Origin of the sequence: Wukongibacter baidiensis (assembly GCF_050888315.1) — a bacterium.
Classification (GTDB): domain Bacteria; phylum Bacillota; class Clostridia; order Peptostreptococcales; family Caminicellaceae; genus Wukongibacter; species Wukongibacter baidiensis.
Window position 1 is genome coordinate 2,057,639 of the sequence record NZ_CP138202.1, and the last position, 12,523, is coordinate 2,070,161.

14 protein-coding genes are annotated in these 12,523 nt (G+C 32.9%); 7 read left to right on the forward strand and 7 right to left on the reverse strand.

The annotated features are described in order from the left end of the window. Positions 1-6 precede the first annotated feature (6 nt). The 3 genes from R9X47_RS09310 to R9X47_RS09320 all read right to left on the reverse strand — a co-directional run bounded on the left by R9X47_RS09310 (position 7) and on the right by R9X47_RS09320 (position 2,718). Positions 7-1,023, reverse strand: a complete 1,017-nt coding sequence (locus R9X47_RS09310; protein WP_432666525.1) for a C45 family autoproteolytic acyltransferase/hydolase — start codon at positions 1,021-1,023, stop codon at positions 7-9. A gap of 65 nt (positions 1,024-1,088) precedes the next feature. Continuing rightward, the gene (locus R9X47_RS09315) at positions 1,089-1,967 is read right to left on the reverse strand and encodes an AraC family transcriptional regulator (protein WP_432666526.1); all 879 of its coding nucleotides are present in this window, start codon (positions 1,965-1,967) and stop codon (positions 1,089-1,091) included. 64 nt (positions 1,968-2,031) lie between these two features. Further along, entirely contained in the window at positions 2,032-2,718 is a 687-nt protein-coding gene (locus R9X47_RS09320; protein ID WP_432666527.1) for a flavin reductase family protein, read from the reverse strand. 196 nt (positions 2,719-2,914) lie between these two features. On the opposite strand from R9X47_RS09320, the gene R9X47_RS09325 reads away from it, so the two are divergent. The 7 genes from R9X47_RS09325 (at position 2,915) to R9X47_RS09355 (ending at position 9,126) form a co-directional block, all read left to right on the forward strand. Continuing rightward, a complete protein-coding gene (locus tag R9X47_RS09325; RefSeq protein ID WP_432666528.1) occupies positions 2,915-3,436 on the forward strand; it encodes a DUF4178 domain-containing protein in 522 nt (173 codons plus the stop codon). A 43-nt stretch (positions 3,437-3,479) separates the two neighbouring features. Next, positions 3,480-4,184 carry a hypothetical protein gene (locus tag R9X47_RS09330; protein ID WP_432666529.1) on the forward strand — a complete coding sequence of 235 codons (705 nt, stop codon included), beginning with the start codon at positions 3,480-3,482 and terminating at the stop codon, positions 4,182-4,184. A 67-nt stretch (positions 4,185-4,251) separates the two neighbouring features. Further along, positions 4,252-4,458, forward strand: a complete 207-nt coding sequence (locus R9X47_RS09335) for a DUF350 domain-containing protein (RefSeq protein WP_432666530.1) — start codon at positions 4,252-4,254, stop codon at positions 4,456-4,458. A gap of 49 nt (positions 4,459-4,507) precedes the next feature. After that, positions 4,508-4,702, forward strand: coding sequence for a DUF350 domain-containing protein (locus R9X47_RS09340; RefSeq protein WP_432666531.1), 195 nt, complete (start codon positions 4,508-4,510; stop codon positions 4,700-4,702). 92 nt (positions 4,703-4,794) lie between these two features. Beyond that, positions 4,795-6,360, forward strand: coding sequence for a polyamine aminopropyltransferase (locus R9X47_RS09345; RefSeq protein WP_432666532.1), 1,566 nt, complete (start codon positions 4,795-4,797; stop codon positions 6,358-6,360). A gap of 270 nt (positions 6,361-6,630) precedes the next feature. Continuing rightward, on the forward strand, positions 6,631-7,944 hold the full coding sequence (locus R9X47_RS09350) for a PocR ligand-binding domain-containing protein (protein WP_432666533.1): 1,314 nt from the start codon (positions 6,631-6,633) through the stop codon (positions 7,942-7,944). Between the two features lie 144 nt (positions 7,945-8,088). Beyond that, positions 8,089-9,126, forward strand: a complete 1,038-nt coding sequence (locus R9X47_RS09355; RefSeq protein WP_432666534.1) for a uroporphyrinogen decarboxylase family protein — start codon at positions 8,089-8,091, stop codon at positions 9,124-9,126. A 128-nt stretch (positions 9,127-9,254) separates the two neighbouring features. Here the strand turns inward: R9X47_RS09355 and R9X47_RS09360 are convergent, their stop codons facing one another. The 4 genes from R9X47_RS09360 to R9X47_RS09375 all read right to left on the reverse strand — a co-directional run bounded on the left by R9X47_RS09360 (position 9,255) and on the right by R9X47_RS09375 (position 12,287). After that, positions 9,255-9,929 (reverse strand): PspA/IM30 family protein, encoded by a 675-nt coding sequence (locus R9X47_RS09360; protein WP_432666535.1) that lies wholly within the window; start codon positions 9,927-9,929, stop codon positions 9,255-9,257. 38 nt (positions 9,930-9,967) lie between these two features. Continuing rightward, the gene (locus R9X47_RS09365; protein ID WP_432666536.1) at positions 9,968-10,351 is read right to left on the reverse strand and encodes a YbjN domain-containing protein; all 384 of its coding nucleotides are present in this window, start codon (positions 10,349-10,351) and stop codon (positions 9,968-9,970) included. Between the two features lie 201 nt (positions 10,352-10,552). After that, positions 10,553-10,996, reverse strand: a complete 444-nt coding sequence (locus R9X47_RS09370; protein ID WP_432666537.1) for a hypothetical protein — start codon at positions 10,994-10,996, stop codon at positions 10,553-10,555. A 211-nt stretch (positions 10,997-11,207) separates the two neighbouring features. Next, positions 11,208-12,287 (reverse strand): ornithine cyclodeaminase family protein, encoded by a 1,080-nt coding sequence (locus R9X47_RS09375; RefSeq protein ID WP_432666538.1) that lies wholly within the window; start codon positions 12,285-12,287, stop codon positions 11,208-11,210. Positions 12,288-12,523 lie beyond the last annotated feature (236 nt).

A 12,523-nucleotide genomic window follows, 5' to 3' on the forward strand; every position in this document is an offset into this window, starting at 1 on the left:
CATTGTTTAATTTTTTTTACTTAATGCCCATGCAAGCCTTGTATCCTTTTTAAACCTTGCTCTTCTTGGATTGCCTTCTGCTCGGTATATATCTAGGCTTTCTAATTCATAGGATACAGACCAAAGTGTATCAAAACTCATTTTTTTATCATACTGACAGAGGAATCCCTTCTTGCCTGAAGCAATCTCTATGCCCAATGTACGATCAAAATGTTCTGCCTCACTAAGACTCTTTACCACGGTCTCATAACGGTCTTTTGTTCTATACCAATTTTCTTCAGGTCTATTATCATAGTTTATCATCTTATGATCATTAAAATGATTTGTTGCAACGATAAAATTTTGACCCTCGACAGGTCTTCTTATAATCATTTTCTCTGAACACATCTCTACTACAGCCAGCTCACCAGATGGGTCAGCTAGAACGATACACTGGCTAGTAATCGTGGGAATCTTGTTGAGTAGAGCTATTGCTTCTTGGACATCCTTACATTTCTCAAGAATCATACGCACAATCATCAAAAAGTTTAAACCCGGTTTAATTGTCTTGGGAGCGACAAAGGTCATCCCTACAGCAAGCCCATGTTCATTTATTCCATCTTCTTTACCAATTAAGCTATCCCCTTGACCTAAGAAGTAATATCCTTTTTCAGGTCTATATACGGCGCTCTCAGTAGTTTTTTTCAATTGTATGAACATATCATGGTTTCTTACGAAGTAGATTGAACCATTCTCTTTATAACAAAATGTGGAGCAACCCACATCAAATGAGAATGCACCTGCCGTTATCAAAAATGTTCCAAATGCTAAGAATTGCAGTTCAAGCCCATCGGCCATACCTTTGATCTCGTCAATAATCTCTGGATAAATCTCTTTACATATCTTTAAGCATTCTTGTCCTAAATCTAATTTCTTTTTATCAAATTTTAGTAGAGGTGATAGATCAACACCATTCTTTTTTAGCATGTAACCATAATGAAATCCCATATCATAATGCGATCCCTTAAATCTTGGTTTATACATATTATCAGCTCCTTAATAGGTTTATAAGTCAATATTAGCACTCCTACCTATTAATTTCTTGATAATCATTGCTCTTTTTGAATGGGTATCAATATAGACATCTCACCTGTGTTATCCATGATAGAAAAATCTTTACTATATATCTCAATCACATAACCATTACCAAGCTTATACCCTGATTCTTTTAGCCATACAAAGTATATGTAGTTATATGTTTTATAGATATAGCTAAAATCATTTTTCAAGCTAAAAATTGCATATAAGCCTTTATTAATCTCTAGAACTTCAAGATTATTCTTTCTTATGTTCATACACTCTTTCGGAAATCCTATAAATAGATTATAGCTATGTTGATCCTCAAGTGTTTTAGTATCTTGATCCGTCTCTAACCAGATTGTATATGCATATTCTCCACTCACTCGTATATCATTTGCTGTACAGTCAATTAAAAATTCTTTCCAAATCTTATCCAGCTGTATATTTTTTAGGCTTGTAGTAGCTCTTTTCCCCATTAGTGATAATTCTTCGCATATTTTGATAGTTGGCGTAAGCTTCAATCCACTCTGCGCAAATTCTAAAAACCCTCTATCAATTCTATCTATTTTTAAAAGAGGATTCTCTTTGCTACTCGCACGATACCGGCTTGGTGATATAGAAAAATATTTTTTAAAAGCTCTTGTAAATGCTTCGTGACTCTCGTACTGACAGTCATATGCCACTTCAATTATCTTATCATCTGTTTGACGTAATCGTTCAGCGATTATAGTAAACCTTCGTTTTTTTATATAATTTCCTATGGTTTCATGGGTTCCTGCTAAAAAAATCCTATGGAAATGATACTTAGAAATATTAACCTGTCTGAAGACTTTCTCATATAAATCTTCTTCAAAGATATGATCTTCAATATAATTAATTGCTTTAAGTATAACGTCAACATAATTCATACAGTTCTCCCGAAACAATTATTTATGTTCTTTTAATATATAGTCATTCCTCTATTCTACGAGATTATTCTTTCCAAAGCTTAGTAAACCCATCATCTGACGTTATTCTTATAACCTCATTTATCATGCCTAGTGTGTTAGGTCCATATTGAGATCCATCTTGAGGATTTATTGTACTTCTTACGTTGTACATAAGCCCTAGCCTCTTTATTCGTTCTTCTGGTACTGAAACCATTGCTTCCTCTATCATTGCAACATTCACTACTTCGCCACATAGAATTGACCAGTTACTATTAGGGAATAAATCTTTTTCCCAACTGAATTTACACTCAAGATTGATATTACTTTCTTGTATACGAGGAGTTTTTATTACTTGAGATTGCTCTATATGAAAGCCCGCATCTGTAATCTCATCATTATCCAACCCATTATGCTCTATGGTATCAAAGCTTTGTGGATAGTCTTTTTGATTAGGATAATTGATACACCATTCTTTTTCTCTCTTGATGTTCTTATATGTATGACCATGTTTCATTACTGCTAATAAGGACATAAATTTGTTATCTTCACCTACTAACATTCCCCACGAGTGTAAACAAGCATTAGATTTACCATTCTCTTTAAGTGTGGTAATCAGAAAAATTGGATTTGGTATGGTTACAACATACTCTAACCAAGAAAAAAATTTATATTTTCCTGGCCAATCCTCAGTCAAATGTTGTGGCTTAATAATTCCCAGTTCTTTCTTCATAATAAAATATCCTCCTTCTATCAATTAGACATACTTTAATTTTATCGAACATTTGTTCCCAAATCAATAGAAATGGATATTTTTTTCATATAGATAAAACGAAATCTTAAAAAACCCTTAAATCTATTTCACGTAAATTACCTATATGGTAAAATGTAAAAGACTGGATAGTTCAAATTTTAAGGAGGTGACTTACATGGGTATTTTCGACAGAATAAAAAACCTTATCAAAGCAAACCAGAATGCTAATACAGAACCTAAGGAAGAAAAAAACTTATTGAATATGCTTGTTGGCGACATTGTAAGTATTGAAGATGTTGACTATGAGGTTCAGGCCGTTTTGAAGTTTAATGATCACGGCTGGAGATGGACTGAATACAAGTTAAAGGACAGCAGAAAAACTTACTGGTTAAGTGTAGAGCAAGATGATGATATTGAGATAAGTCTATATCAAGAAGTTGTTGCTATCACTACCGAGCCAACTAAAGTATATGAATATAAAGGTATTAAATATTATATGCAAGAAGGCAGCGACGCTATCGTAGAGGATTTTAGCGGTAATGTCAGTGTTGTAAAGGGAGAACAAGTAGATTATTATGAGTACACCGATGAAGACGATGAACATCTTCTATCCATTGAAATATGGGATGGAGAGGTAGAAATGAGTGTAGGTAGATGGATTGAAGATTACAACATAGAGATATATCCTGGCAGATAAAGAGCTTAAACTATACCTGTAATCTAGAAAGGAGGTAAAGCCAATGAATAAGAAGATAGTAACAACTGTTTTTCTTGTTTTCCTAGTCCTATTGGTTATATTCGTGCTTTTACCTAAGCCTTCAGTAGCTAAAAATATCGAAAGCGACAATGTATTTCAATACTCAACTAGTATAACAGGAAACTATAATTCCACAGATAGAGCAAATGTCTATACAACTGATATGAGTGTTCCTGATACAGCTAGATATATAATTTCCAAGAATCGTCCAGAATCCTATACGGATTTAAATAATGAGGAGAGTATACAGCTTGCATATGATGACTATCAAGTTTTAATCTATAAAGGTGAAGGATCAATTACTTATGTACAGATTTCTTCTAGAAAATTTATTCATCGTAATGGCTACTCAAGATTGTATAGACCTTATCGAAGAAATATCATAGTTTTTTATGATAGATCCTATAGATCAGGAGGCTATTATAGGAAGGATAGCAAGCGATATGGTGGTGGATATTCAAGTAATACTTCTGCTCCTCAATCGACTACTTCAAAAGACAGTAATAAAATTCAAACCGATAAAAATTCTTCATCAAAAATTAAGACCGACAGCAATTCATCCAGTAAGATAAAGACAAACAGTAGTCCTTCTACTACTAAAAAGTCAATATTTGGTACAAAATCAATCCGTAATGGAAGTAGTGGTACAAGAACAAGCTTTGGTGGAGGCACAAGTTTTGGAAAGTAGCCCACACACTAAATTGATAAATATAAATTGTGATTTATCGTATTATATATAGAAAGGAGTTTATCTTATGAATCTATTTGCAAATGAGTTCGTATCAACGATAGTTTATGCGGCTTTATCTTTAATATTAATGTTCATAGGTTACAAATTCTTCGATCTAATAACACCTTATAATTTTGCCGAAGAAATCAAAGAAAAGAATCCAGCTATTGGAGCAGTTATCGCTGGGATCTTTATCGCTACTGCTATTATAATAAAAGCAGCTATTTCGTAGTAAATCAATATACTAAGAATAAAATTTTGTATAGGAGGTTAAATATATTATGAATCCTATTATTTCAAGCATAATCTATTTTGCTATAGGTATGATTTTTTGTGCTATAGGCTATAAGTTATTTGATGTTATTACACCCTTTGATTTAGATAAAGAAATTGATGACCATAATGTTGCAGCTGGATTAGCAGTTGCTGGTATATTTGTTGGTGTAGCTATCGTAGTTAGTGCCGCAATTATCTAGTTTTCAAAGATTTTAGTTGAATACTTTTCTCGCCTCTTTTCTAATAATATACTTCTTAAAGAGTGGCGAGATTTTTACTTTTGGAGGTTTTTATGACAAAGGATAATAACGACAAAAATAATCTCAAAGAAAATTTAGGTTCTCAGAGTATAAATGCCACCCCATTACTCTTCGCTGTATTCATTATAGCTATATGCGGGATAATTTATGAGCTGATTATCGGTGCTATTAGTTCATATTTACTGGGTGATAGCGTTAAGCAGTATTCCATAACCATCGGTCTATTTATGAGTGCCATGGGAGTTGGCTCATATGCTACAAAGCATTTTCGACGTAATCTTTTTGATGTGTTTGTTACCATCGAGCTTTTGATTGGAGTTTTTGGAGGCTTGTCTGCTATTTTTCTTTTTGCAGCCTATGGTTTTACAAATGTATATTATCTTGTAATGTATCTTACTATCATTATTATTGGTATTATGGTCGGTTTAGAGATACCAATCATTACTAGAATTATTGAGGAAAATGAAAATAATCTCCGTATAACAATTGCCAATGTACTAAGCTTTGACTATATTGGTGCCTTATTGGGCTCACTAGCCTTTCCCCTTATTTTACTTCCTCATCTAGGGGAAATTAGAACTGCTTTCTTAGTAGGCTTTATAAATATTGCCGTGGCAATACTTATTATTTTTAAATATAAACAGTTCATAAAGAATCTTTATTTAATGAAGGTCCTTGCTTTCTTATTTGCCCTGTTGATAGCTATAGGGTTTATTACAGGAGATTATACGGCTAATTTTATTGAAGATAGCTTTTATAGAGACAAGATCATCTACCGTCAACAGACAAAATATCAGAAGATTGTAGTGACAAAACATCGTGACGATCTACGATTGTTTCTGAATGGAAATATTCAATTCAGTTCACTAGATGAATATAGGTATCATGAAGCATTAGTTCATCCTGCTATGACTCTTTCTAATCAACGTGAGAATGTATTAATATTGGGTGGCGGGGATGGATTAGCTGCAAGGGAAATACTTAAATATGGTGATGATGTAAAGAATGTTGTTCTTGTAGATTTAGACCCCGAAGTTAATTCCTTTTGCAGCACAAATCCTCTTGTAAAGGACCTAAATAATGGTTCCCTTGAGAATAAGAAAGTTAAAATTATCAATACCGACGCCTATAAATACCTTGAGGACACTAATGAAAAATTTGATGTTATAATTGTTGATCTTCCAGATCCCAATAACGAAGCTTTAAATAAACTATATACAAATCTATTTTATAGGTTAGTATACCAGCACCTAAATGCTGGAGGCTTTGTGGCTATTCAATCCACTAGTCCCTATTATGCTAATGAGGCCTATTGGTGTATCAGAAAAACCGTTGAGTCTGAAGGCTTTTTTACAAGTGGATATCATCTTAATGTTCCCTCCTTTGGTGACTGGGGATTTACACTTGCATCAAATAAAGATTTTTCAACAAATAATATGGAGATTACAGTCCCTACACGTTATCTAAATAGTGAAATAGTAGAATCACTATTTTATTTTGCTAAGGATGAGAAGAGGTCAAAGGATATAGTTGAAATTAACAGCTTAACTAATCCGGTCTTACTTAGATACTATCAAAGGGCTTGGAGCAGTTATTAACAATAACTTGGATAGAAGGGATATTATTATTTACATTTCAAGGGATAAATTATAAGACTATGGATGTGAAAACACATCTATGGTCTTATTTTCTATTTTAAAGACCTCAAAATCTTTACGGAGATTGGCAGTGAATATTGGTATATGTAAATTGTCTGTATTCAACGTTATTGAGGGAATTAGTATTCTATGCTACACTAAAATAAATATCTGATTATTTTTAGGAAGTTATGACAATGTTAAGTAATTTTGTATTGAGGATGTGGAAAAATGTCATCTCATAGAAATCAATCTAGTACTAAATTTGATCTTGAAAAAGCCATTGAAACTGCTTTGCATTATAGTAAATCTACTGGAGCAAATTGCAGAATTATCGATATGGAAGGTAGTATTCTTTTTGAAACAAATACAACTAACGCTTGTAAAGTCTGCAAAACAGTCCAGGAAATTTATGCAGATAACTCCTTTTGTAAGAATTCCCGTTTATACGGTGCTCATCAGTCAAAAAGATTTGGTGGAAAGTACATTTTCTTATGTCCAATCGGACTTATCAACTGGGCTTCTCCTATTACAGTAGACGGTATAATGGTAGGAGCATTTTTATGTGGTTCATATGTAATGGTAGAGCCTGATACGAAGTTGATTGAAGGTGCTTTAAGAAAACTCAATATAAATATGAACGAAATAGATCTTTTGATAAATTATCTAAATACGGCTCCCAGTATAAAGCCTGATAAAGTAACCAGCTTGTCTGAATTACTTTTCGTCATTTCTTGTTATATTTCTGATATTGAACATCTGAAATATTTAGAGGAACAGAATAATCAAAATAACCTATCTTCTATTGCGGAGTACATTCAGCATTTAAAAAACTTGGAAGATGATAAAGAAAAAGAGGTACTTTACCCACTTGAAAAGGAGAAAGATTTGCTAAATGCTATTAAACAAGGCGATCGATTAGAAGCTCAAAAAAATCTAAATGAGATAATTGGACATATTTTTTTTAAAGCAGGTGCAAATTTAAAGCTTATTAAAACAAGGATATTAGAACTTTTAGTTATGTTATCAAGGATTGTATTGGATAGTAGTATAGATCATGACCTTATTTTACAACTCAACCATAAATATATCTGGGAAATAAATAGAATTAAAAGTATAGATGAGCTCACGTCCTATGTCAATAAAATTTTCACTCAGTTTTTTGAATATCTTTTTAGCTATAACGATATTAAGCATGTAGATGCTATTTATAAATCAATAGATTATATTAGGAACAATTATATGAAGAAGATTACCTTAGAAGAAGTCGCTAAATATGTTCATTTAAGTCCTACGTATTTTTCAAAAATCTTTAAGGCAGAAATGAAAACCAATTTCAAAGACTATCTTAACAAGATTAGAATTGATAAAAGTAAAAGCCTACTTTTAGATAAAAGCATATCTATAACTGATATTTCTCAGCTTGTTGGTTTTACCGACCAAAGTTACTATTCAAAGGTGTTCAAAAAAGTTTCAGGTGTTACTCCAGGTAAGTATAGAAAGTGTCAAGGAAAGATTATACTGGTTTCAGAGCTCAAAAAATAAGTTCTAAATTATATAACATACTACTGACAATATTGATAAATTAAATAGAAAAATACAAAAAATTGCAATTTTTTTCTATAATAGCCTCCTTAGAAATTATATTATTAGATATGAAATAACAAATTTATCAAGGGGGAAGTTATAGTGAATTCTTTAGAGAGAGTTAACTTAATTTTGCAGCATAAAGAAGCAGATAGAGTTCCAGTATATCCAATCGTAAACAGTGTATCAAGAAAGACGCTAGGTATAACCTACGAGGAGTGGACAAGGGACGTAAATCTTTGTGCAGAATCAATCATAAAAATTACTGATGAATTAGATTTGGATGTTATTTGTACTTTGGTAGATCTTTCAGTCGAAGCAGCAGATTGGGGACAGGAATTAATATATTTTGACGATAAGGCTGCTTGCCCAGATCATAATAACAAAGTAATCAACTCTCCAGAGGACTATTCCAAAATAAAAAGGATCAATCCTAGAGAAACTCCAAGAATGAGTGAGCACATTGAATTATGCAAAAAACTTGTAGAAGCAAGGGGTAAGGAAAAACCTATAGTAGCTTTTGTTTTTGGTCCTTTGGGAATAGCTGGAATGCTAAGAGGTCAGGATAAAATGTTTATGGATCTTATAATGACTCCAGATGAGATACATTCTTGTCTAAGGGAAATTACTGAAACTTTAAAAGAGTTTTGTACTGCTGTTATAGAAACTGGAGTCCATGCTATTATGTTTGATACGCTTTTCGCTTCAAAAACTATTATGAGTAAAACTATGTGGGATGAATTTGAAGGCGTTTATATGGAAGAAATAGCAAAGCATGTTCGTGATCAAGGATGTATGGTTATGATTCATAACTGTGGTGGTGGAGTATATTTCGATATACAAATTGAAAGAATGCAACCCGATGCCATTTCTTTCTTACATATACCTGATGATTGCTCATCATTTGAAGAGGTTAAAGAAAAATATGGCGATAAAACTACGTTAATCGGTCATATAGATCCGGGTTGGTTAATGACGGCTACCATTGAAGATGTTGAAGAAGAGTCTAAGAAACAAATTGATATTTTTAAGAAAGATGGAGGTTTCATCTTATCTACTGGATGTGAGTATCCTGCTCCACTTGATTTTGACAAGGCTAAAACCATGGTTAGAGTAGCAAAAGAATATGGTAAATACTAAATATAGTTTTCATAATTGATAGAACTGATTTATCATATTTAAGAGAATATATAAAGACTATAGATATATAATAGGCACATGGTATATCTATAGTCTTTCATTTTATATTTTTAATAACTTATAATACATTACTTTCCTAGCTTAGCCTTTAAAGCAGCTAATTCATCCATTACAGCACTATCTTCTTGTTCTAGTTCCTTAAACTGCTTTTCTAAATCATCTCCAGACATAAGCTCATTTAGCTCTGCCTCAGCCATTGCTTGATTTTCAATGGCATCTACCTTTTCACTCATACGATCAAAGGTATCAAAAACACTGTTGTCATTTAAACCTGACATTGTTTTTTGAATCGACTTTTGAGCCTCTGCTCTTTTCGTTCTAGCTATTAATAAGCCCTTCTTGCGCTTTGCTTCTTCAATTTTATTATTTAACTCTCTCAAACTACTCTTAAGCTTATCTGTAGCAGCTTTTTGAGCCTCCCACTGAACTCTATATTGATCGGCTAGGCCTTCATATTCCTTTTTTCTGTTTAGAGCAGCAATAGCTAGATTGTCATCAGCATTTGCCACAGCTAATTCCGCTTTTTTTGTCCATTCTAAAACCTTAGCTTCTTCTTCATCTAAAGATCTTTTTAGCTTTTTCTCATCGGCAATTGCTGCTGCAACCTCTACCTTGGCCTTGTTATATTGCTCACTCATATCGATAATCATCTGATTTAACATTTTTTCTGGATCTTCGGCCTTTGAAATCATATCGTTGATATTTGACTTGAAAACAGTACTTATACGATTAAAAATTCCCATAATCTACACCTCCATAAAGTCTCATATGTATTATATTTTTAAATAGTAAATTCAGACAATACATTGTAATGCTCAATAAGTGCTAACCCAATACTCTCGATTGTGGATTGAAACTCATTCATATCTAAATTTTCTGCCTGTAGAGTATCAACAATTACTACATTATCACCTTCAATGGCATAGGCTCCATGTATGAGATCTCTTGCATTTAATTCTAACAGCTTTTTATAAAAACCCTCTTTGTTTTTTAGAGGTATTTGCATTATCTTAACTCTAAATAAAACGATAGGGTCTGATAGTTTAACAATAATATTGTTCATTTGTGAAAGGTCATCTTCGATTCTCCATGTGTTGTCATCAATCTCTTCGAAACTTAGATTCATATCAATCATAAAGCTCTCGATTTTCTGTTTAGTTTCCATAGGACCTCCATCTTTTTTTGATTTTTTTACCATAAATAAATGTATATGGTTAATTTTCCATATACATTATATACGTTATCATATATTAGTTTGAAAGTAAAGCTGTTGCAGTAAAACAATTATATGTTTTACAAAGGTTTACCCAGATTATCCATAGAAAATTTAAAACTACTTGCAGCCTTTTCAAGTTCACTTTGCATACTAATCTTCAAGATGCCAAAACTCCTTCCAAGTATTTGGAATCATAAGGTGATTAGCATATAGATACCTTATTAGTTGTCCCTGGTGTAGGTACTCATGACTAAGCAAATCTAGGATTAATGATGCTTGATTGTCAGACAATTTTTCTGAGCTATTCATAAAGTCAATAATATTTTTCTCATATTCTCTGAGATATGCTTCAACCTCTCCTTTATCATTTGCCTTTTCACCATCTAGAGAACATGTCCATCTAAACCCTTCATCTTCTAAAATACTCTTATAATAGCTCTCCCTCGCACCACCTACACAGTGTAGTTGTTGGCCCATTGTATTTGATCTCAATCCCTTTAATTTATATTCGTAATTTTCTTCTTCTAGGCAAGTTAGTAAATCATTATACATATTAAATATAAATTCTAGTTTTCCTCTTAAAATTCTCAACATATTATAGCGCCTCCCTATCCTTTTGTAACTATTATTATACTAAACTAACTATGACACCTATATGTCGTATTTGAAAATTTTTTAAATAAAAACTTTTGGGCATCAAATCTTTTTATTTTGACCAGATAAATCTCCTCAAAAAAATAACCCTAATACATATGTATCAGAGTTATTAACATTATTGTCATTTAGTTTTTTATATTATTTACATTTATCCTAAAAATGGGTTTTCCCATAATGGAAGCTTTCTACCTATACCCATCTTCGCTGCGTTTTGGAATACCCTATGGGCTTCCGATAAGTCATGGATTCCCATTCCAATCGGGTTAAAGAATATTTTTTCTTTTCTATCCTTTCTTCCCGGTTTATCGCCTACTATTATTTGCCCTAGATTTCCACGTATTTTTTCCTCTGGTATTACTCCATCCCTCACGGCTCTACAGCTAACATCTACTCCATGATGCTTAACCTGATACCAGTCATCTACAACTATAAAATCCATAACCTTTAAAGCTTCCGTTGGAGTATCCCAGAATGAAATTTCACAATGAAGTGCTCCATCCTTATACCAATCTCCGTTTACGTATGGCTTTTTAGCCATAGTTGCTGTACTGATGATATCAGAATCTCTAAAGACTTCTTCAGCACTATCTACTATAACAAATTCTATATCGACTTCTTTTTTCATTTTTGCAACAAATTCCTCACTTGTCTTACGGTTTAAATCAAAAACCTTACATACTTCTAAAGACGGCATACCTGCTTTTATTGCATGGGTCTGAGTTATTCCCTGTACACTTGCTCCTACAAGACCCATTACCTTTGAATCAGGGTTTGCAAGATATTTAGCAGCAACTCCTGATGCTGCTCCTGTTCTCATTGCACTTACCAATGTTCCATCCATTATACAGGCTGGCATCAAAGTTTCTGGATCAAGAATTATTATAACTCCATTAGCTCTAGGTAAATTATACTTTGCTGGATTATGTGGTTTACTTGGAATGAACTTAATTCCGCTAGTATTAACTGGACCGATTAATCCTCTTTCGATTAATTCCTCAGCATAATCATTACCACCAAGGAATGAAGGCATTGACATTGCCCTACCTATAGTTTCTTCAGTCTCAGGCCCACCCCATCTGATAACCGGCTTTCCAGGCTGAATAAAGTCGTTTTTCCCATGAAGGAAAAATGATCTTTCAGTAGCCTGCATAGTTCCCTTCATATCGTATCCACCAGCTTTTACACAATCCTCTTGTTGTAAATATAAAAACTCCACTTTTCTACTCATTTTATAAATTGCCCCCTCATTATTTGTAATTTTGTTTTCATCCTTATATATAGCAATAGGCGTGCCAAAATAATAAAGGGGATAAAATGATTCCATCTTGAAATTGAAAGTGAGTTTATATTTTCTTAAAATGTCAGTTTCTTTACTTGAGTTTGGAAAATATGACATGGGAATAGACACCCAGATACACTGAAAAGAGCGTATGTCAGATGTGTCAGTCCCCATGTCATATTTTC

Excerpts from the sequence above, each read along its gene's own strand:
- R9X47_RS09320 (WP_432666527.1), bottom strand. The coding sequence starts at position 2,718 with ATGAAGAAAGAACTGGGAATTATTAAGCCACAACATTTGACTGAGGAT.
- R9X47_RS09335 (WP_432666530.1), top strand. The coding sequence starts at position 4,252 with ATGAATCTATTTGCAAATGAGTTCGTATCAACGATAGTTTATGCGGCT.
- R9X47_RS09350 (WP_432666533.1), top strand. The coding sequence starts at position 6,631 with ATGTCATCTCATAGAAATCAATCTAGTACTAAATTTGATCTTGAAAAA.
- R9X47_RS09360 (WP_432666535.1), bottom strand. The coding sequence starts at position 9,929 with ATGGGAATTTTTAATCGTATAAGTACTGTTTTCAAGTCAAATATCAAC.
- R9X47_RS09345 (WP_432666532.1), top strand. The coding sequence starts at position 4,795 with ATGACAAAGGATAATAACGACAAAAATAATCTCAAAGAAAATTTAGGT.
- R9X47_RS09365 (WP_432666536.1), bottom strand. The coding sequence starts at position 10,351 with ATGGAAACTAAACAGAAAATCGAGAGCTTTATGATTGATATGAATCTA.
- R9X47_RS09375 (WP_432666538.1), bottom strand. The coding sequence starts at position 12,287 with ATGAGTAGAAAAGTGGAGTTTTTATATTTACAACAAGAGGATTGTGTA.
- R9X47_RS09310 (WP_432666525.1), bottom strand. The coding sequence starts at position 1,023 with ATGTATAAACCAAGATTTAAGGGATCGCATTATGATATGGGATTTCAT.
- R9X47_RS09370 (WP_432666537.1), bottom strand. The coding sequence starts at position 10,996 with ATGTTGAGAATTTTAAGAGGAAAACTAGAATTTATATTTAATATGTAT.
- R9X47_RS09325 (WP_432666528.1), top strand. The coding sequence starts at position 2,915 with ATGGGTATTTTCGACAGAATAAAAAACCTTATCAAAGCAAACCAGAAT.
- R9X47_RS09340 (WP_432666531.1), top strand. The coding sequence starts at position 4,508 with ATGAATCCTATTATTTCAAGCATAATCTATTTTGCTATAGGTATGATT.
- R9X47_RS09315 (WP_432666526.1), bottom strand. The coding sequence starts at position 1,967 with ATGAATTATGTTGACGTTATACTTAAAGCAATTAATTATATTGAAGAT.
- R9X47_RS09330 (WP_432666529.1), top strand. The coding sequence starts at position 3,480 with ATGAATAAGAAGATAGTAACAACTGTTTTTCTTGTTTTCCTAGTCCTA.